Consider the following 17,073-nt stretch of genomic DNA (forward strand, 5'->3'; position numbering starts at 1 on the left):
GCCCCGGTCGCCGCCGCGAGCGCGGCCGGGGGTGACGTGGCGAGGACGGGCAGGACGTCGGCGCCCGCCCAGGCCACGGCGACGGACGTGGCGCCGGTGCGGCAACCGACGTACGAGCCGAGGGCGAGCGCCGCCAGCGTCATCGCGAGCCCGGGCAGCAGCCAGGCCGCCGCGCCGGGCCGCGCATCCGCCGCACGTCTCCACGTGCTTCTCCACGGACCAGGCGTCCGTCTCCGGCACCGAACCGGCGGCGTACCGCCCGGCCAGTTCCTCGCTCACGTGCCAGTGGGGCATGCCGGCGCCTCCCATCGTGGTCATGCCGTTCCTCCCAGCGGTCCGGCCGCCGGGGCCGACAGTTCCAGCGCGGCCCGCAGCTCGCGCCGGGCCCGCATCGCCCGGGTCTTGACCGTGCCTTCGGGTATGCCGAGAAGACGGGCCGCCTCGCGGGTCGTCAGCCCGTCGACGACCGTGGCGCGCAGGACCTCCCGCAGCTCGGGCGAGATCCGGTCGAGCGCGGCGCCCACGTCCCCGTACTCCAGCCCGGCGAGCACCCGTTCCTCGGCGGACGGCGCGGTGGCGGCCCACTCGTTGCTCCCGGCCCGCTCGGCCCGGTGGGCGAGATCGGAACGGGCGTGGACCCGCTGGGCGTCCACCAGCCGGCGCGAGGCGATCACCCACAGCCAGCCGCCGACCCTGGCCCCGCGGTGCGAGGCCGCGGAGCGCCAGACCGTCACGAAGGTGTCCTGAAGGACCTCCCGTACGGTCTCGGCATCCGCACAGCGCCTGCTCAGCCGGGCCAGCAGCCAGCCGGCGTGCCGGTCGTAGAGCGTTGCAAGGGCCTCCGTGTCTCCTTGTGCGACGGCACGCAGCAGGGCGTCGTCGTCGTTCGGGTCCTCCCCCGAGGGGCGCAGCAGCTTCACACCTCTTCTATCGGGGGGCGGACCACGACCGGTTCACGGACGGGCGTTTGTGGCTCACGCCATGGACGGCGCGGGGGAAGATCAAAGAAGGTTGGGGCCTTGCTTCGGGGGGCTTGTCATGGAAAGGGGCCTCGCGCGGTGCATCAGCGTACGGACAGGGCGGTCCGCGAAGAACCCTTCGTGGCTCCGCTGCTCGACGCCGTCCCGCGCCGGCCCGGCGGGCCGGGCCGCCCCGCCGCTTCGGGCCCGGCCGCTCCACCACCCCCTCCGGCCGGCGGGGCCCGCCGGTGGCCGCGGCTGTTGCCGACGCCCGCCGGTACGCCGTTCACCTTCGGCTATCTGCTGGTGCTGGTCGCCACGTCCCTGTTCATGGAGTTCGCCGATCCCGCCGTCGTCGCCGCCGCGCTGCGTGAATCGAGCACCGACGTCGCGCACCTCGGCGAGACCCCGCTGCTGGTCCTGACCGCCAGCGCCCTGTGGGTGGTCGGCGGGCTCGCCTCCCCGGTGGTCTTCGTCCTCGCCCTCGTACTGACCGCGCTGGAGCGCCGCATCGGAGGATGGCGGACCGCCGCGGTGTTCGTGCTCGGCCATGTCGTGGCCACGCTCGCCACGGAGATCCCGGTCGGGATCTCCGTGGTCGCCGGGCACCTGCCGGAATCGTCGCTGCACCGCCTCGACTACGGCATCAGCTTCGGGCTGATGGCGAGCGTGGGCGCGCTCACCGGACTGCTCACCCCGCTGGTGCGGACGCTGGTGCTCGGCGGGCTGGGCGTGATGCTGACGGCCGACCTGATCGATCTGAGCAGCCCGCTCACCGACTGGGGTCACCCGCTGGCGCTGCTGTTCGGCATTGCCTGCTGGCCGCTGCTGCGGCGGGCCGGTGCGGTCCGGGAGGCGGTGACCAGGGGAGTGGCGGCCAGGGGCGAAGGAACCAGGGGAGTGGCGGCCAGGGGCGAGGCGATCAGCGGCGCGGCGATCAGAGGCGAGGTGATCAGGGGCGAGGTGCCTTCTCGCCGTGCACCGCGAGGTACTCGGCCGCCAGCCAGGGCGCAAGGTCCTCGATGAGCGTGCTGAGGACGGCCGGATCGGCGGAGGGGTTGCGGCCGGTGTGCGCGGCCAGCCGCATCTGCTCGATCCGCTCCGGGTGGTCCGGGTAGTAGCGGGCGAACACCTCGGCGGACTCGGCCAGGTCGCTGGTCCAGCCCTGCCACCGCGGCATGACCAGCGTGAAGCCGGACCGGACGAGCCGGCGGGCGGCGCCCCGGCTGAGGTTTCGGCGTTCGGCGTCCGTGGTGGCCTCGGCGGCCCTGCGCCGCCAGCGGGGCAGCGAGAGCACCAGGTCCCCGTTGGTCTCGCGGGCGAGCAGGGAGGTCGGGCGGTAGCGCGGCAACCGCCCGGCTAGGTCCTCGCCCAGCAGCGGGGTGCAGAGGCAGGCCAGGAAGAAGCCGAGGTCGTGGCGTTCGAGCTCACTGGTGACGGCGTCGGTACTGGTGAGGAGGGCGCCGACACCGTCGATCTGCCCGAAGCCGGCGTCCAGGCCGGCCTCGACGGCACGGGTCGCCGCCTCGTCGGCCCCGGTCGGCCGGGTACGCAGCACCAGCAGCAGATCCAGATCGGAGACGCCGGGGACGGCCGTGCCGCGCGGAATGCTGCCGTAGACGTACGCGCTGTGCAGCCGCGTACCGTCGAACGCCCCGGTGATCCGGGACCGGGCGGCCGCCACCACGGGGGCGAACGCCGCGGGCACCCGGCTCAGCGAGCCCTCCCGCCGGATCGTCCCGTCCTCGTTCAGCCCTCGGCCACCGCTGTCGACGTCCATGGGGGCACTGTGCCCGTACTCGTGCGACGAGCCGAATGATTTTCGCGCCCGACGGGGACCACGGGGGCGCCCGCTCAGCCTTCTTGCCCCTCCCGGCGGCGCACCAGCTCGGCGATCCAGACCGGTGCGAACGGGGACGTGCAGTTCGGGGGCGTCGGGTAGTCCTTGAGCACTTCCAGGCGCTCACCGATACCGATCGCGCGGGCGCGGTACTCGGCGTGCTCGATCCCGATCTGCGCCAGGCAGTGGTTCATCGCCCACTGCAGACGGTCCGGGGCGTCCTTCATCTCCGCCTCGATGACATCGAGCAGCCCGGGGAGATCGAGCCCCTCGGGCCTCTTCGCCACCCGCTCGGTGGTGAGCGCCCAGCCGGCGCTCGCGACGACCGGATCCGGGTCGGCGGACCAGGCCAGGCGCAGCTCTTCGGAGTGCGGGTTCTTCTTCACCACGTAGTTCACGAGCCAGTCGTGCACCTTGGGGGCGCGTGCCTCGCGCAGCATGGTGTCCAGTTCCCCGGGCCCGAACGCCTTCGGGCGGCAGATCAGAATGGCCAGGAGCCTGGCCGCGGTGTCGTCCGTCGCCCAGAGCCCGACCGCGAGCTCCTGCTGCGTCTTGAGCCGCTTCGCGAGCGCGCGCAGCTTGCCGAGGTTCACCCCGTGATCGTCGCCGTGCTTCTCGTTCACCCTGCGCGCCTTCGGGTCATCGAGCCCGGCCAGCTCGGCCATGACCTGCGCCACCGTCGTTGCCCCGGTCACCTGGTCCTCCTGCCCTTCGTACTGTCCCTCGCGCATGAAATTCCAGCGTACGGCCGACGGTCGCCGGCCCACGCGACAGCCCGGAGGCGACATGTGACCTCCGAGCGGTGCGGGCCGTGCTCGCCGGGCCTTCGTGCTCGCCGGGACGCCGGGTCGCCGGGCGGTCTTGGACGGTCTGAAATTGGCCGAATCACGAGGCTTTGCAAGGGTGTTGCCGCTGTGATCAGCGATTCCCGATCAAATAAGATGCCAGTCCGGTCATGGGCTGAAGGGGGAGGGGTCGGCAGCCGCTCGGAAGACGGGGAGGCGGCAGCGCCCCACGCAGGGGACGTCGTTCGACCCCCTGTATGCGGTCCACGCGGCGAACCCACAGCAGGCCCTGGCGATCGAGGCCCGGAGGATGAAGATCCTCACAACGAGAACTGGTCGAATGGGGGCGCGTGATGGGCTGGAACGAGTGGGAACAGGTCAAGGCCGAAGCCGCGCAGCGTCAATCGGCTCACATGCAGCTGAATCGAGCTGACGGAGAGCCTGGAGCTTCAGGCGGTGCGGCTGATCTGGTGGTGAACCAGGACGACCTCGGAGCAGTCGGACACGAGGCGTACATGCTGCGCGATCGGCTCTCCCGGGACGGTGACCACGCTCGTCCCGCCACCTTTGACGCGGCGATCGCCCTGACGAACGGCAACTTCATCAGCGGTTCGGAGTTGCTGAAGGTGCACGACCGGTGGAACAGCCAGTTGCGAACGCTGCTGGACGCCTGCGCCCGGATCTCCAACCACCTCGACTACAGCAAGTCCGTTCACGCCGCAGACGATGCGGACATCGGCGGCAACCTGCTCTCCGTGTCCAAGATCAGCGAGTACTACAAGTAGGACGAGGGACGAGGGACGAGGGACGAGGAGGGGAGCGCCGTGCTGACATTCGATGACGTCGTCAACGCGCCCGTCGGCAAGTTGAAGGAAGCCGCGGACGACTGGTCGGAAATGGTGACCAAGCTGGAGAAGCTTGCCGACGACGCCCGGCAGGGAATGAAGGCCAAGTCCGACAAGGCGCGATGGCAAGGAGCCAACTCCGACGTCACCAAACCCTTCATCGGCAAGACGGCCAGAGAGTTCGAGGACGCCGGGGCCCAGGCCAAGGGCATCAAGCTGCTGCTCGCGGATGCGCACACGTCGTTCAAGACCGCCAAGGACGCGCTCGTCAGGATCAGGGACGAGGAGGGCCCGGCCGCCGGGATCCGTGTGGACGCCAAGGGCAAGGTCACGCCTCAGTACGACCTGGAGAGCGACATCGCGGCGCGCCACGACCCGGGATACTCGGAAGCCCTGCGGAAGCAGAACGATGCCGTGTCCTCCTGGCAGCGGAAGATCGACAGGATCGTCGAGGACTGCTCCGACGCCGACGACTCACTGAAGCGCGCCCTCGCGGCGAATGTGAAGGACGACCACAACTTCACCGCTCCCAAGTACAAGAGCCTGGACGCCGAGCAGGTGGACCGGGCGACGGAGCTGATGAAGAAGGTCACCGGGGAGGGCGGCACGGCGCGAAATGTGGCAGCGCTGAGGGAACTCGAAGACCTCCTGGACGACAACCGCAACGACCCCGAGTTCGCCCCGGCCTTCTACCGGAAGCTGGGCGCCGAGGGCACCCTTGAGTCGTACATGAAGATGTCGCTGGACGCGACGTCCCTCGGACCGGCGGGCCAGGACCGGGCGAACATGGTCCGCAACATCCAGAGCGACATGGGCGCCATGCTGGGTCTCGCCACCAAGACGTCGACACCGGACCACCTCGGCGCCGGGTGGACCACGCAGCTCATGAAGGCGGGCCACAAGCAGATCGACGTACCGGGCGCCGGCTTCGCGAAGCTGTACGGCTACCAGGCGCTGGGTGCGCTCCTCCGGGAAGGAACGTACGACAAGAGCTTCCTGCTGTCGGTCGGCCGGGACATGGTCGCCATGGACAAGAAGAACCCGGACATCTGGCACGACAGCCTGCCGTCGGACCAGAAGATGCTCATCAACCTCGACGAGACGGGTGGCAAGGGATTCAACCCCCTGACCGGCCTGATGGAGGCCATGAGCAACAACCCCGAGGCGTCAGCAGCCTTCTTCGACGAGCCGCTCCGCGAGGACACCGACAAGGACGGCATCGTGACCACGGACGACGCCGAGCTCAAAGGCAAGAAGGCGCAGGACGTTGTCGACTACCTGCTCGACAAGAAGCCCATGGACGACTGGTACGACACGGTCACCGGCGGAGAGCAGAGCCCTGGTCAGGCAGCCATGGGCAACGCCTTGGAAGCGGCGGTCACGGGACGAGTGCCGGGCGACGAGGACGCGCCGCCGGTAGAGCACGGGAAGCACATGAGCAGCGTGATGGAGAAGGTCGTCGCGAAGATCGGTGCGGAGCCCGAACTCGTGGCAGAAGATGGGCGACTCAACGGACTTGCCCAGAACTTCGGCAACATGGCCGCCGAATACATGCCTGACCTGCAGGCCACGGCCGAGAATGGCGCGAATCAGATCAAACCGTTCGGTACGCCCGCGGAATTCAAGAAGGATGAGATGGCCTTCTTCCTCGGCGCAGTCGGCCAGGACCCCCAGGCATACGGTGCGATCACCAACGCTCAGCAGGCTTACACCACAGCGTTGGTCTCCGACGTCTTCCAGCACCCCGAGAGACACGGTGACGTGGGTGAGGCGGTGCGGAATGCCGTCCACCCGGGAGGCGAGATCGCCGGCATCATGACCGAGGCGAGGGCGCAAGGCGTATTCGAAGCACAGGTCGCCGAGGATGAGGAATACAACGACGGCGTCGCAGAGAATGCGAAGTGGACGAATCGCATCATTGACGCCGTTGGGGCCAAGTACGTCGAGATGCTTCCCGCGGGAGGCGATGTGGTGGGCTGGATCAAGGAAGACGTCAGCGAGTCCGCTGTGAAGAATGCAGAGCACGACAGGACGACAGCGTCTCGCCATGAATCTGCGGCAGGTTACACGCGCGCCGAGGAGGCCGCCAAGAGCGCCGCCAGTTCAGCGGTGGGGGCGGCTGGACGAGGGTCCGGTCTGACGCATGAGCAGATCGAGGAGTACCAAGGCTCGGCCTCCATCGAGACAGCGGCGGCGCACTCAGTGGGCCGTGATCTGGTCGCCAGTTCAGCCTCCAAGGGAAGTTAATCGTGCGCCGATTCGTGAATTCTGCCGCAGTGGTATCAACGTTCTTGATTTTGGCGGGTCTTCTGGTGGGTTGTTCGGGCAGTGAGGAGAAGGCTGTTCCGGAACTGCCCAAGCGAATCTGCTGGAACGCGTTCGCCAGCAGTGACGTGTTGCCCGTCCTTCCGACAGGTGACAAAGCTTCCGTGCATCACAGGCCTTTCGTGTTGGCCGAGGATCTCGACTCCGTGACATGTTCCCTCGACATTGATGGCGCTCCGATGTTTGCGGCGGACGCCGCCCTCCGAGGGTTCGAGCGCCAGGTTGACTGGAGCTCGATGGACAAAGCCAATCCGCAGCCGATCGACGTGGGAAAGAAGGGCATCATCTGGGACAGTGGCGCTGCCTCCTATTTCATCTGTGAACCCTCCAAGGGGCCGAACTCGCCCGGAAAGTACATCGACCTGCGCATCACCGTGGGTAGCGCCCCCGATAAAGCCAAGCTGCCGAGCGTCCTGCCGGCGCTTATGAAGCAGTTCGTGGCATTCGCTCAGCGCGAGCTGAAGTGTGGTGCGAGTGATGGGGGCTGAATCCCTGATCGATTCGGATGTTCGGCAGTTCGGCGTCGATCGGAGACTCGGCGGGATGTCTCCTGGGGTTTAGGTGAATTGCCTCGGGTTGGTCGCCAGTTCAGATCCTGAGGGAAGTCAATGGTGCGTCGATTCGTAAGTGCCGCAGCGGCGGTATCGACATTTGTGATCTCGGCCGGTCTTCTGGCGGGATGTTCGGGCAGTGAGAGGAAGGCTGTGCCGGAACTGCCCAAGCGAATCTGCTGGAACGCGTTCGCCAGTAGCGACGTGTTGCCCATCCTTCCGGCGGGTGATAAGGCTGACGTGTATCACAGGCCTTTCGCGTTGGTCGATGATCTCGACTCTGTGACCTGCACTCTAGCCATTGATGGCGCTCCGAGTTTTCAGGCAATCGCCACTAGCCGAGGCTTCGAGGATCAGATTGACTGGTCCCCGATGGACGAAGCCAATCCGCAGCCGATCAATGTGGGAAAGAAGGGCATCATCTGGGATAGCGGCGCTGCCGCTTATTTCATCTGTGAACCCTCCAAGGGGCCCAACTTGCCGGGAAAGTACATCGACCTGCACATCGCCGCGGGTAACGTCTCTAATGAAGCCAAGTTGCCGAGCGTTCTGCCACCGCTCATGAAGCAGTTCGTGGCATTTGCTCAGCGCGAGCTGAAGTGTGGTGCGAGTGATGGGGGCTGAATCCCTGATCGATTCGGATGTTCGGCAGTTCGGCATCGATCGGAGACTCGGCGGGATGTCTCCTGGGGTTTAGGTGAATTGCCTCGGGTTGGTCGCCAGTTCAGATCCTGAGGGAAGTCAATGGTGCGTCGATTCGGAAGTGCCGCAGCGGCGGTATCGATATTTGTGATCTTGGCCGGTCTTCTGGTGGGTTGTTCGGACGGTGAGAGGGAGGCTGTGCCGGAACTGCCCAAGCGAATCTGTTGGAACGCGTTCGCCAGTAGTGATGTATCGCCCATCCTGCCCACGGGCGAGAAGGCTACGCTGTCGGCCTGGCCTTTCGTGCTGACCGAGGATTACGACTCTGTGAATTGTGTCCTATATATCGACGGCAATACTAAATTTTCGGCAAGCGTCTCTCTCGAGGCATTCGAAGGAGTCGACTGGAGCAGTTTTAACAAAGCGAATCCGAAACCGATCGATGTAGGGGAAAAGGGTATCCTCTGGGGAGCGGGTGCTGCCGCCTATTTCATCTGTGAACCCTCCGAGGGGCCCAACTCGCCCGGGAAGTACATCGACCTGCAAATTAGTACGCACAGTGTGCCCGATAAATCCAAGCTGCCGAGCGTCCTGCCGAAACTGCTGCGGCAGCTCGTGGCATTTGTTCAGCGCGAGCTGAAGTGTGGGGCGAGCGCGGGGAGTTGATTCTCCGGTCGATTCGGCTGATCGGCGGTTCGGCATCGATCGGAGACTCGGCGGGATGTCTCGGGAGATTCAGCTGATCCGCCCCGGGTTCGATGAGGATCTCGGATCGCGCCATGGCGTCCACCTCCTCGCGCCCGAACGCCTGCGGGCGGCGGATCGGGGTCCCCAGGAGCCGCGCCGGTGGTGTCGCCAGTCGCCCAGAGCTCGCCCGCGAGCTCGTGCTGCGTCTTGAGCCGCTTCGCGAGCGCGCGCAGCTTGCCGAGGTTCACCCCGTGATCGTCGCCCCCGCCGCCTCGGCCTCCAGTTTTCAAGCCCTTCGCGCCCCCAGTTGCCCGCTCCGCACGATCGCTCACAGCGAACGCACGCCTGGGAACAATGGACGGCTCAGGAGCATTGAGTCTGCATAGCTCAACTTGACTGCCGAAGGGGAGATCATGGCTACCGATTCCAATGCGGTCACTCCGCTAGCCCTGCCCGTGCTGCCGCTCGACGACGAGGTCGTGCTGCCCGGGATGGTGGTGCCTCTGGACCTGTCCGACACCGATGTACGTGCCGCTGTGGAGGCCGCACAGGCCGCGGCCCGTGACGGTGGCAGCAAGCCCGAGGTGCTTCTTGTTCCGCGGATCGACGGTACGTACACCGGCACCGGTGTCATCGGCACCGTCGAGCAGGTCGGACGGCTTTCGGACGGGGATCCGGGCGCGCTCATCCGCGGCCGGGGCCGGGTGCGGATCGGGGCCGGGACCAGCGGGCCGGGTGCCGCGCTCTGGGTGGAGGGGACCCGGGTCGACGCGGTCGTTCCCGATCCGCTTCCCGGGGCCGCCGCCGAGCTGGTCAAGGAGTACAAGGCGCTCGCCACCAGCTGGCTGAAGAAGCGCGGCGCCTGGCAGGTCGTGGACCGGGTCCAGCAGATCGAGGACATCTCCGCGCTCGCCGACAATTCCGGCTACTCGCCCTTCCTCACCACCGCCCAGAAGGTGCAGCTCCTGGAGACCGTGGACCCGGTCGCCCGGCTGAAGCTCGCCATCCAGTGGCTCGGCGAACACCTCGCCGAGCAGGACGTCGCCGAGTCGATCGCCAAGGACGTCCAGGAGGGCGTCGACAAGCAGCAGCGCGAGTTCCTGCTGCGGCGCCAGCTCGACGCCGTACGCAAGGAGCTCTCCGAGCTCAACGGTGACCCGGAGGACGAGTCCGACGACTACCGGGCGCGCGTCGAGGCCGCCGATCTTCCCGAGCACGTCCGCGAGGCGGCGCTCAAGGAGGTCGACAAGCTGGAGCGCTCCTCCGACCAGAGCCCCGAGGGTTCCTGGATCAGGACCTGGCTCGACACCGTCCTCGAACTGCCGTGGAACGAACGGACCGAGGACGCGTACGACATCCGGGGCGCGCAGCAGGTGCTCGACGCCGAGCACGCGGGCCTCCAGGACGTGAAGGAACGCATCACCGAGTACCTGGCCGTGCGCAAGCGGCGCTCCGACCGGGGGCTCGGCGTGGTCGGCGGGCGGCGCGGCGGTGCCGTGCTGGCGCTGGTGGGCCCTCCGGGCGTGGGCAAGACCTCGCTCGGTGAGTCCGTCGCGCACGCCATGGGCCGCAAGTTCGTCCGCGTCGCCCTCGGTGGTGTGCGGGACGAGGCGGAGATCCGGGGCCACCGGCGTACGTACGTCGGCGCCCTGCCGGGACGCATCGTGCGGGCCGTCAAGGAGGCCGGTTCGATGAACCCGGTCGTCCTGCTCGACGAGATCGACAAGGTCGGCTCCGACTTCCGGGGCGACCCGGCCGCAGCCCTTCTCGAAGTCCTCGACCCGGCGCAGAACCACACCTTCCGCGACCACTACCTGGAGGTCGAACTCGACCTCAGCGACGTCGTCTTCCTGGCCACGGCCAATGTGCTCGAAGCCATCCCGGAGGCTCTGCTCGACCGCATGGAGCTGGTCAGGCTCGACGGCTACACCGAGGACGAGAAGGTCGTCATCGCCCGGGACCACCTGCTCCCGCGCCAGCTGGAGCGGGCCGGCCTGGAGAAGGACGAGGTGACGCTCGACGAGTCGGCGTTGCGCAAGCTGGCCGGCGAGTACACGCGGGAGGCGGGCGTACGCAACCTGGAGCGGGCCGTCGCCCGGCTGCTCCGCAAGGTCGCGGCCCATCACGAACTGGGCGACCGGGAGCTTCCGTTCACGGTCACCGAGGCGGATCTGCGCGGCCTGATCGGACGTCCGCACCACGTCCCCGAGTCCGCCCAGGACCCGGCCGAGCGCCGGACCTCGGTGCCCGGTGTGGCCACCGGACTCGCGGTGACCGGCGCGGGCGGCGACGTGCTGTTCGTGGAGGCGTCGCTGGCCGACCCGGAGACCGGGGCGTCCGGACTGACCCTCACCGGCCAGCTCGGCGACGTCATGAAGGAGTCCGCGCAGATCGCGCTGAGCTTCCTGCGGTCGCACGGCGCGGAACTGGAGCTGCCGGTCGCGGACCTGAAGGACCGCGGCGTGCACATCCACTTCCCGGCGGGCGCGGTCCCGAAGGACGGCCCCAGCGCCGGCATCACCATGACGACTGCGCTGGCCTCGCTGCTCTCCGGACGGCTGGTCCGTACGGACGTGGCGATGACCGGTGAGGTCTCGCTGACCGGGCGGGTGCTGCCGATCGGCGGCCTGAAGCAGAAGCTGCTGGCCGCACACCGCGCCGGGATCACCACCGTGGTGATCCCGAAGCGGAACGAGGCCGACCTGGACGACGTCCCCGCCGAGGTCCTGGACACGCTGGAGGTCCACCCGGTGACCGATGTCCGGCAGGTCCTGGAGATCGCCCTGGCCCCGGCGTCCGCGGCCAGGCCCGAGGAGAGGATCCCGGCCGCGGCGTAGGGCCTCTCGTCCGAAAGGCCCGGCCGCCACGGCGTGACGGACGTGGCACCACGCATGCGACCGGTAGGTACGGCCCGCCTCCCCGGCAGGACAAACGGGTGGGCGGGCCGTTCCGCGTGCGCAGGACGCCGGCGCGCCTGGCGCCTACGGCCGTGGTGTCGCGCGCGCATCGCCAGGCTGCCACAGGACGCCGGCGTGCCCGGCGCTTACGGTCGTGGCGCCCGGGCTCATTGCCGGGCTGCCGAGGGACGTCGGCGCGCCCGGCGCTCATGCCCCGTGGTGTCAGCGCCGGTCACCGGGCTGCCGAGGGACGTCGGCGCGCCCGGCGCTCATGCCCCGTGGTGTCTGCGCCCGTCACCGGGCTGCCGCAGGGCGCTCGCGCGCCCGGCGCTCACACCTCCAGCCACCCCCGCAGCGTCGCCTGCGCCCCCGCCTGGAAGCGGGTCTGGGCACCCAGTGAGTCCAGCAGCACGCTGATCCGGCGCCGGGCCGTGTGCACATGGACACCCAGCCGGCGCGCTATCGCCTCGTCCTTCAGCCCGGCCGCGAGCAGGCCGAGCAGCTCCTTCTGGGGCTCCGGCAGCGGTCCGCCCGAGCCGCCCAGCGGAGTCGCCCGTTCCCACACCGTCTCGAACAGCGGCACCAGCGCGTTGCGCAGCAGCGCGTCGCCGATGACCAGGGCGGACGCGGTCGGGTCGGACGCGTCGCTCGGCGGCAGCAGGGTGATCCGCCCGTCCACGGTGATCAGCTTCGTCGGTACGTCCGGAGCGACCCTGGCCCGCAGCCCCCGCTCGACCAGCCCGGTCAGCGAACGCATCCGGCCGGGATAGCCGACGCCCTCCCGGTCCAGCACCGTGCGCACCCGTACGCCCCGGTCGAGCAGCGCCCCGATGTCCAGGCCCGGCGGGCGCGAACTGCCCTCCCGTGACTGGCCCTTCACATACGGAGGCCGGTCCAGGATCGCCACCTCCCGCTCGGCGGAGGCCAGCAGATACTCGGCGCGCTCGCCGATGGCCTGCGGGCCGACGAGCACCTCGATGCCGTCCTCGGGGGCGGTGGGCGAGCCCGACATCAGCCGGCCCGCCAGCCGGTCGGCGTTCATCCGGAGCTGCTCCAACTCGGCGGAGCGAAGATGGAGTTCGGCCTGGCGGCGGTGGATGAGCGCACGGATCGCACCGGCCGGGGTCGCCGCGCGCGGCAGCGCGTCCGGTTCCCCGGCCGGCCCCGGCAGGGCGAAGCCGTGCTCGGCCAGCCGGCCGAGCGCCGCCGCCAGCGGCTCCGGCGCCATGTCCAGCAGCGCGGCGAGCTCCTGCGCGTCGGCGGCCTTCCCCGTGAGCAGTGCCTCGTATACGCGTTGCTCGCCCTCACCGAGACCGAGATCCCGCAGCTCCCCCTGGATCATGCCTGGATTCTCACTCCGTTTTCACAAGGCACACAAGTGGGCGTGCCCACTTGTCAACACGGCTGTCACATTGATCCATTGCCGGCCCGCGGGTTGCATGGCCATGACCACTTGGATGGTTTCCAGACGTGTGGGAGGGGCCAAATTGCGTACGTCCGACAGAGGTTCACGCAGATCCACGGCGGCGGGGAGAACCGGTACGGCGAGGGGGAGCGGCATACCGAGGGGGAGCGGCATACCGAGGGGCGCCGCCCTGGCCGCGCTGCTCGGCAGTGCGGCACTCGTGGTGACCGCGATCCCGGCCCAGGCGGTCACCCCGTCGGCCACCGCGCCGCGGTCCGAGGTCGTCGCCGGCGAAGGTACCGCCACCCCGGCCCTCGTCGACGCGATCTCCGAGCCGGTGGACGCCGGGGCGAAGCCGGCCGACGCGGCCCGCAGCCACCTCGCCGCGAAGAAGAACCGCTACCGGATCGCCGACCCGAAGCGGGACCTGACCCCCGTACGCTCGCTGACCAGCGGCTCCGAGGAGACCGTGCGGTTCCAGCAGAAGCACCACGGCATCGCGGTGCTCGGCGGGCAGTACGTCGTACGGATGGAGAAGAAGGCCGGAAAGCGTGTCGTCACCGGCACCTCCGGCAAGTACTTCACCGGGCTGACCGCCCCCACCGAGGCCCGGGTCGACGCGGAGCTCGCCGTGCGGCGCGCGGTCGCCACGACCGCCTCCCGGCTCAGGGGCGACACGCTCACCAAGGACGACGCGGTACGGACGAGGGGCGGGAAGTCCGCCCGGGCGGCCGCCCTCACCGGCACCGCCCGCGGGCTCGTGGTGATCCCGAAGGGGACCGGCGTCCTCGCCCAGCACGTCACCGTACGCGGCACCGACCCGGCCACCGGCGAACCGGTGCTCCAGGAGGTCTACATCGACGCCGCGGCCGGCTTCCCGGTCCTCCAGTACAGCGGCATCAAGACCCTGACCGCACCGGGTGCCACGTCCGTGGCGGGCACCCCCGCGAAGGCCACGGGCACCGCGGCCGCACCGGCCACCGGCACCGCGACCGGTGACTTCCCGGGCGTCAAGGGCACCGGTCTGCGCGCCGACGGCTCCAAGGTCGAACTGGACCTCTACCACGACAGTGGCAAGGACCAGTACGTCATGCGGGACTACTCCCGCCAGTGGGACACCACCCGGAACTCGCTCGTCACCTGGGACGCCCGGGGCGTCGACGTCGGCGAGGCGTCCGGCCGCTGGCCCAGCGGGATCAGCGAGTTCAGCCACCCCACCAGCGACTTCGGCAAGGAGGCCGGCCAGTCCGGCGCGACGGACGCGCACTGGGCGGCCGGCCAGGTCTACGACTACTACAAGAAACAGCACGGCCGGGACAGCCTCGACGGCCGCGGCATGGCCATCAACTCGCTGGTCGGCGTCACCCTCTACGGCCGGCCGTACGTCAACGCCTTCTGGGACGGCCAGAAGATGGTCTACGGCAGCGGCGACAGCGAGTACAAGCCGCTCTCCGCCGACCTCGACGTGGTCGGCCACGAGATGACCCACGGCGTCGTGGAGAGCACCGCGAACCTGGTCTACGCGGGCCAGTCCGGCGCCATGAACGAGGCGATCGCCGACTACTTCGGCAACGCCATCGACGTCACCGCCTCCGGCACCGCCATGGACGACCCGGACGCGGGGCTGATCGGCGAGGACCTGTGCCGCACCACCGCGCCCCGCGCCTGCGCCTTCCGTGACCTCAACGACGGCGCCACCACCTCGAAGAACTTCCTCGGCGTGGCCTTCTCCACGGACAACGGCGGGGTGCACCTCAACTCCACGATCTACTCCGGCGCCCTCTGGGACATCCGAGATGATCTCGGCGCCGAGCTCGCCGACAGGATCGCCTACCGGGCGCTCGACTCCTACCTGACTCCGCTCGACGGCTTCACCGAGGGCCGTAACGCCACCGTCGCGGCAGCCAGGGAGCTGGGCGTGACGAAGAAGCAACTGGCGGTCGTCAAGCGGGCGTTCGACGCCCACGGCATCGTCCCCGGCTGGGAGAAGGCGCTCGGCGTCGACTCCGACAAGCTCTTCGGCAAGCTCAACATCTCCGGTACCGGCGTCGGCGCGGGCGGCGGCTGGTGGGCCACGTCCAAGTCGAACGACGACGGCTCGGAGCCGTACTCGATCTACGCCGGACGCACCGACGGCAAGGGCGCGCCCAGGCTGATCAGCCCCAACGACGGCCGCTACCACGTCTATCCGGCGACCGACGGCAAGTCGGTGGTCTGGGCGGCCTTCGGCGACACCGGCGTCGACATCCTGAAGCGCCCGATCGCGGGGGGCCCGGTCAAGACCGTCTGGACCTCCTTCACCGGCGTCGAGGGGCTGCGGGTCGACGGCGATCTGGTGGTCTTCACCGAGTACGACCCGTTCGGCAGCCAGCACGTCGGCTATGTGAACACCCGGACCGGCGAGCAGGCCTACGTGGACGGCGGCAAGTACCACCTCTCCACCGCGGTCGGCTCGGTCAAGGGCTCCACGATCGCCTACGGGAAGCTCTACCCGGGCGAGACGGAGTACGAGCTGGGCGTCGAGGTGTTCGACGTGACCACCGGGAAGACGAGGCTGCTGCCGCAGAGCGGCACCCCGCAGGCGCTCGGCCGGACCGCGGTCACCAAGGACTCCGTGGTGTGGCTGGTCGACGAGGTCGAGGACCAGGGGCAGATGGCGGTGCGCCGGTCGGCCCCGGACGGCAGTGGGCTCAAGGACATCAGCCCGGAGACCGGTGACGGCGCGCTCTTCGCGTACGACCTGACGGCGTCCGACGAGGCGGTCACCGTGACGGCGCAGACCCCGGACACGGCATACCGCAACGAGACGCTGCCCAAGCTGTGGCAGCTGACCCCGGACGGGTCGCGCGTCCAGCGGGTCTCCTGCAACCGCGGCGAGCAGTCGAACGCGGCGGCCGACGGCGGCCGGCGGGTGGTGTGGATCGACGGCACCACCGGCTGGACCGACCTGGTGACCCGGGAGCGGCCCGCGGGCAACTGCGGCTGACGGCGCGGGCCCCGATCGGACGACCGGACCCCCGGCGCACCGCGCGCCGGGGGTCCTTCGGTCGTCCGAGGCATGCTCAGGGGCGGTAGATGGTCCCCGGGACCGGCTCGGCGGGAGCCATCAGCTGCGGGACGGTGACGAAGGTGTAGCCCTGCTTCTTCAGCTCGTCGATGATGCCCGGCACCGCGGGCACCGTGCCCTTGTAGATGTCGTGCAGCAGGATGACGCCGTCCTTGCTCGCCTGGTCCAGGATGCGCTTCTTGATCAGCGCCGAGTCGGTCGTGGAGTAGTCCTTCGCCGTGGCGCTCCACAGGATCTGGGAGAGCCCCAGGTCCTTGCTGATGTCCGAGACGGTGTCGTCGGTGCGGCCCTGCGGCGGGCGCATCAGGCGCGGCTTCTTGCCGGTGATGTCCGCTATCGCGTTCTGCGTCTTCTCCAGCTCGGCCCGTATCTCGGCCGGCTTGCGGTCGGTCAGGACCTGGTGGGTCCAGGTGTGGTTGGCCACCTCGTGCCCCTCGGCGGCGATCCTGCGCACGGTTTCGGGGTGCTTCTTGACGTGGTTCTTGCCCAGCAGGAAGAAGGTCGCGTGGACCTTCTTCTCCTTGAGGACGTCCAGCAGGTGCGGGGTGTCCTCGCCCGGTCCCGCGTCGAAGGTCAGCGCTATGCACTTCGCCTTGCGGCAATCCACCGGGCCGAAGGAGCCCTTGGCATCGGAGCCCGCGTCACCACGGGCCGAGGCGGGGGCGGTGGTCTGCATGGAGCACCCGCTCAGCGTGAGGGTGAGCGCTGTCACAAGGGCGGCGGCCAACCCCGTACCGATCGACTTCGTCTTCATGGACAAGGCGGGTCACTCCTCCGTTGCTGAACAGCTGTACAGGTGCTGGACAGCTGTACAGGGTGCGCGGTGTGCGGCAGAGAAGAACTATACATAGTGGGTATACACCCGGTGTATAAGGGGTCCGCCGTCGGCCCGGAGGACGGAAAACCGCTGGTCGGGGGCGGAAAGGCGAGAGCCCCGGCGGATCTTGAGTTCTAGTGGTCGTCGCAACACCCCAGCTCAGGGGATGCGATGGAGTTCGAGATTCGGAAGAACCGGGGGCCCGGCGGCGGGCGCAACATGGCCCGAGAGCGGGCCGCATACTTCCTGCTCA

General features: G+C 69.0%; 13 protein-coding genes and 1 pseudogene. 8 read left to right on the forward strand and 6 right to left on the reverse strand.

All coding sequences use genetic code 11. The annotated features are described in order from the left end of the window. Positions 1 to 314: 314 nt before the first annotated feature. Positions 315 to 920 (reverse strand): RNA polymerase sigma factor, encoded by a 606-nt coding sequence (locus tag AADR41_RS35700; RefSeq protein ID WP_342286116.1) that lies wholly within the window; start codon positions 918 to 920, stop codon positions 315 to 317. 138 nt (positions 921 to 1,058) lie between these two features. On the opposite strand from AADR41_RS35700, the gene AADR41_RS35705 reads away from it, so the two are divergent. Continuing rightward, positions 1,059 to 1,985, forward strand: coding sequence for a rhomboid-like protein (locus tag AADR41_RS35705; RefSeq protein ID WP_342286117.1), 927 nt, complete (start codon positions 1,059 to 1,061; stop codon positions 1,983 to 1,985). Here the strand turns inward: AADR41_RS35705 and AADR41_RS35710 are convergent. Both AADR41_RS35710 and AADR41_RS35715 read right to left on the reverse strand, forming a co-directional pair. After that, complete coding sequence (locus AADR41_RS35710) at positions 1,912 to 2,739, reverse strand: nucleotidyltransferase (RefSeq protein ID WP_342286118.1); 828 nt, start codon at positions 2,737 to 2,739, stop codon at positions 1,912 to 1,914. The two genes, AADR41_RS35705 and AADR41_RS35710, sit on opposite strands and share 74 nt — an antisense overlap. A gap of 74 nt (positions 2,740 to 2,813) precedes the next feature. Continuing rightward, positions 2,814 to 3,530, reverse strand: a complete 717-nt coding sequence (locus AADR41_RS35715; RefSeq protein ID WP_342286119.1) for a DNA alkylation repair protein — start codon at positions 3,528 to 3,530, stop codon at positions 2,814 to 2,816. A 467-nt stretch (positions 3,531 to 3,997) separates the two neighbouring features. Here AADR41_RS35715 and AADR41_RS35720 point away from each other — a divergent pair, with 467 nt between their 5' ends. From AADR41_RS35720 to AADR41_RS35740, 5 genes are all read left to right on the forward strand, one after another. After that, a complete protein-coding gene (locus AADR41_RS35720; RefSeq protein WP_446751167.1) occupies positions 3,998 to 4,369 on the forward strand; it encodes a hypothetical protein in 372 nt (123 codons plus the stop codon). Positions 4,370 to 4,450: 81 nt separating this feature from the next. Next, positions 4,451 to 6,676, forward strand: coding sequence for a DUF6571 family protein (locus tag AADR41_RS35725; protein ID WP_342286121.1), 2,226 nt, complete (start codon positions 4,451 to 4,453; stop codon positions 6,674 to 6,676). A gap of 2 nt (positions 6,677 to 6,678) precedes the next feature. Beyond that, positions 6,679 to 7,242 (forward strand): hypothetical protein, encoded by a 564-nt coding sequence (locus AADR41_RS35730; protein WP_342286122.1) that lies wholly within the window; start codon positions 6,679 to 6,681, stop codon positions 7,240 to 7,242. Between the two features lie 120 nt (positions 7,243 to 7,362). Continuing rightward, positions 7,363 to 7,929, forward strand: a complete 567-nt coding sequence (locus AADR41_RS35735; RefSeq protein ID WP_342286123.1) for a hypothetical protein — start codon at positions 7,363 to 7,365, stop codon at positions 7,927 to 7,929. A gap of 120 nt (positions 7,930 to 8,049) precedes the next feature. Next, positions 8,050 to 8,613 carry a hypothetical protein gene (locus tag AADR41_RS35740; RefSeq protein ID WP_342286129.1) on the forward strand — a complete coding sequence of 188 codons (564 nt, stop codon included), beginning with the start codon at positions 8,050 to 8,052 and terminating at the stop codon, positions 8,611 to 8,613. 106 nt (positions 8,614 to 8,719) lie between these two features. On the opposite strand, the pseudogene AADR41_RS35745 reads toward AADR41_RS35740, so the two are convergent. Continuing rightward, positions 8,720 to 8,897 (reverse strand): annotated as a pseudogene (locus AADR41_RS35745) (DNA alkylation repair protein); the annotation flags it as partial. Positions 8,898 to 9,047: 150 nt separating this feature from the next. Between AADR41_RS35745 and lon the strand changes: the two are divergent. Beyond that, positions 9,048 to 11,471, forward strand: coding sequence for an endopeptidase La (gene lon / locus AADR41_RS35750; RefSeq protein ID WP_342286124.1), 2,424 nt, complete (start codon positions 9,048 to 9,050; stop codon positions 11,469 to 11,471). A 391-nt stretch (positions 11,472 to 11,862) separates the two neighbouring features. Here lon and AADR41_RS35755 read toward each other — a convergent pair whose 3' ends face one another. Continuing rightward, positions 11,863 to 12,873 (reverse strand): TrmB family transcriptional regulator, encoded by a 1,011-nt coding sequence (locus AADR41_RS35755; protein ID WP_342286125.1) that lies wholly within the window; start codon positions 12,871 to 12,873, stop codon positions 11,863 to 11,865. Positions 12,874 to 12,988: 115 nt separating this feature from the next. Between AADR41_RS35755 and AADR41_RS35760 the strand changes: the two genes are divergently transcribed. Continuing rightward, the gene (locus AADR41_RS35760) at positions 12,989 to 15,922 is read left to right on the forward strand and encodes a M4 family metallopeptidase (RefSeq protein ID WP_446751166.1); all 2,934 of its coding nucleotides are present in this window, start codon (positions 12,989 to 12,991) and stop codon (positions 15,920 to 15,922) included. 76 nt (positions 15,923 to 15,998) lie between these two features. On the opposite strand, the gene AADR41_RS35765 is transcribed toward AADR41_RS35760, so the two are convergent. Then, positions 15,999 to 16,757 carry a polysaccharide deacetylase family protein gene (locus tag AADR41_RS35765; RefSeq protein ID WP_342286128.1) on the reverse strand — a complete coding sequence of 253 codons (759 nt, stop codon included), beginning with the start codon at positions 16,755 to 16,757 and terminating at the stop codon, positions 15,999 to 16,001. Positions 16,758 to 17,073: the final 316 nt, after the last annotated feature.

Source organism: Streptomyces sp. CLV115, assembly GCF_038448545.1.
In the GTDB taxonomy this organism is placed as follows: Bacteria; Actinomycetota; Actinomycetes; order Streptomycetales; family Streptomycetaceae; genus Streptomyces; species Streptomyces sanglieri.

Bases quoted from the DNA above. Each gene is read 5' to 3' on its own strand.
- lon (WP_342286124.1), top strand. From the start codon at position 9,048: ATGGCTACCGATTCCAATGCGGTCACTCCGCTAGCCCTGCCCGTGCTG.
- AADR41_RS35765 (WP_342286128.1), bottom strand. From the start codon at position 16,757: ATGAAGACGAAGTCGATCGGTACGGGGTTGGCCGCCGCCCTTGTGACA.
- AADR41_RS35740 (WP_342286129.1), top strand. From the start codon at position 8,050: ATGGTGCGTCGATTCGGAAGTGCCGCAGCGGCGGTATCGATATTTGTG.
- AADR41_RS35735 (WP_342286123.1), top strand. From the start codon at position 7,363: ATGGTGCGTCGATTCGTAAGTGCCGCAGCGGCGGTATCGACATTTGTG.
- AADR41_RS35710 (WP_342286118.1), bottom strand. From the start codon at position 2,739: ATGGACGTCGACAGCGGTGGCCGAGGGCTGAACGAGGACGGGACGATC.
- AADR41_RS35755 (WP_342286125.1), bottom strand. From the start codon at position 12,873: ATGATCCAGGGGGAGCTGCGGGATCTCGGTCTCGGTGAGGGCGAGCAA.
- AADR41_RS35715 (WP_342286119.1), bottom strand. From the start codon at position 3,530: ATGCGCGAGGGACAGTACGAAGGGCAGGAGGACCAGGTGACCGGGGCA.
- AADR41_RS35760 (WP_446751166.1), top strand. From the start codon at position 12,989: ATGGTTTCCAGACGTGTGGGAGGGGCCAAATTGCGTACGTCCGACAGA.
- AADR41_RS35720 (WP_446751167.1), top strand. From the start codon at position 3,998: ATGCAGCTGAATCGAGCTGACGGAGAGCCTGGAGCTTCAGGCGGTGCG.